We start from the raw sequence: 1,671 nt of genomic DNA, 5'->3' as shown, positions 1-1,671 counted from the left end.
CCAATCAGTGACGGAACGGTAGCGGCCCTCACCCTGCGGACCCGCGCCCGAGAGGGCCGGGTCCGCAGGCGGGCACCCCAGTAGGTGGTCGCGGGATGGTTGCGGTACAACAATCCCTATTTGACGACCGATCGGAGAAACACTGATATGACCAGGCCAGGACTATCCCGCCGCGCACTGATCGCCGGCGCCGGCGCCGCCGTCGTCGTCGGCTGGAACACCACCACCCGCGCCTGGGCCGACCAGCCCGGCCAGGCGGTGGAGCAACTACCCGCTCTCGACGGCACCATGACCCTCCAAGGCACCGGCCTGGAGCACTTCTCCTCCGACTTCGGGCACATCGTCACCCAGTCCCCCCGCGCCGTCCTGCGCCCCGCCTCCGTGCGCGACATCCAGCAGACCGTCGCCTTCGCGCGCCGCCACCGCATCCCGGTGGCCGTCAACGGACAGAGCGGGGACGCCGCCGTCGTCGGGCAGGCCGGGCTGGAGTCGCACTCCAGCTACGGCCAGGCCAACCCCCGCGGCGGCATCGCCATCGACGCCCGCGGCTTCAACCGCGTCCTCGCCCTCCGCCCCGGAGAGGCCGTCGTCGAAGCCGGCGCCACCTGGGCCCAACTCACCGACGCCGCACTCGCGCAGGGCTGGGCACCCCCCTGCCTGACCGACTACCTCCACCTGTCCATCGGCGGCACGCTCAGCGTCGGCGGCATCGGCGGCGCCGTCCAGCGCCACGGGCTGCAGACCGACACCGTGCGCGAACTCGACGTCGTCACCGGCACCGGCGAGCTCGTCACCGCCTCCCGCGAGCGCAACCGGGACCTGTTCGAAGCGGTCCTGGCCGGCGGTGGACAGGTCGGAATCATCGTCCGGGCCACCCTCGCCCTCGAACCCGTCCGCGAGCGCTCCACCGTCTTCACCCTCGCCTACGACGACCTCGACACCTACCTCGCCGACCAGCAGAAGGTCCTCGCCGACGGCCGCTTCGACCTCCAGGTCGGCAACGTGGTGCGCAGCGCGGACGGACAGCGCTGGCGCTACACCGCCGAACTCGTCGCCCACCACGACACCGGACACCCCGTCGACCGCGAGGCGCTCCTCGCCGGACTCCGTCCCGTGGCCGGCGAGACGACGGTGACCGAGGAGAGCTGGCGCGAGTACGCCTTCCGCGTCGACGGGTTCGCCGGCTACCTGCGCGCCGCCGGGTTCTGGGACCTGCCCAAGCCGTGGCTGAGCCTGTTCCTCCCGGCCTCCAAGACCGCGACCTTCATGCGCGAAGCCGCCGAGGTGCTCAGCGCCGCCGACCTCGGGGCGGGGCTGCTGCTGTTCTACCCCTACGCGCGGGCGCGGGTGAACACGCCGCTCGCGGTCCTGCCCGACGAAGCCGTCGGCTGGCACTTCGACCTCCTGGCCTTCCCCGCCCCCGGCGCCGACATCCCCGCCATGCTCCAGCGCAACCGGCGCCTGTACGAACGCGCAGTCGCGCTCGGCGGCAAGCGCTACCTGATCGGCGCCATCCCCGACATGACCACCGGCGACTGGCAGCACCACTACGCACAGCTGTGGGACCGCGTCCAACGGGCCAAGCGCCAGTACGACCCCGCCGGGATCCTCACCCCCGGCCAGAACATCCACGCCTCCTGAGCACCCCTGCCCCGGCCTCGCGCCTTGCGC

General features: G+C 72.4%; 1 protein-coding gene. It reads left to right on the top strand.

From position 1 onward, the window contains the following. Nucleotides 1-147 precede the first annotated feature (147 nt). Nucleotides 148-1,641: an FAD-binding protein gene (locus J0670_RS37545; RefSeq protein ID WP_207817253.1), complete on the top strand. Its 1,494-nt coding sequence runs from the start codon at nucleotides 148-150 to the stop codon at nucleotides 1,639-1,641. Nucleotides 1,642-1,671 lie beyond the last annotated feature (30 nt).

This window comes from Streptomyces sp. FH025 (genome assembly GCF_017427025.1).
Classification (GTDB): Bacteria; Actinomycetota; Actinomycetes; order Streptomycetales; family Streptomycetaceae; genus Kitasatospora.
This window is presented reverse-complemented; position numbering and strand designations above follow the sequence as displayed.

What these genes read in the sequence shown, in the direction of transcription:
- J0670_RS37545 (WP_207817253.1), top strand. Translation starts at nt 148, where the DNA reads ATGACCAGGCCAGGACTATCCCGCCGCGCACTGATCGCCGGCGCCGGC.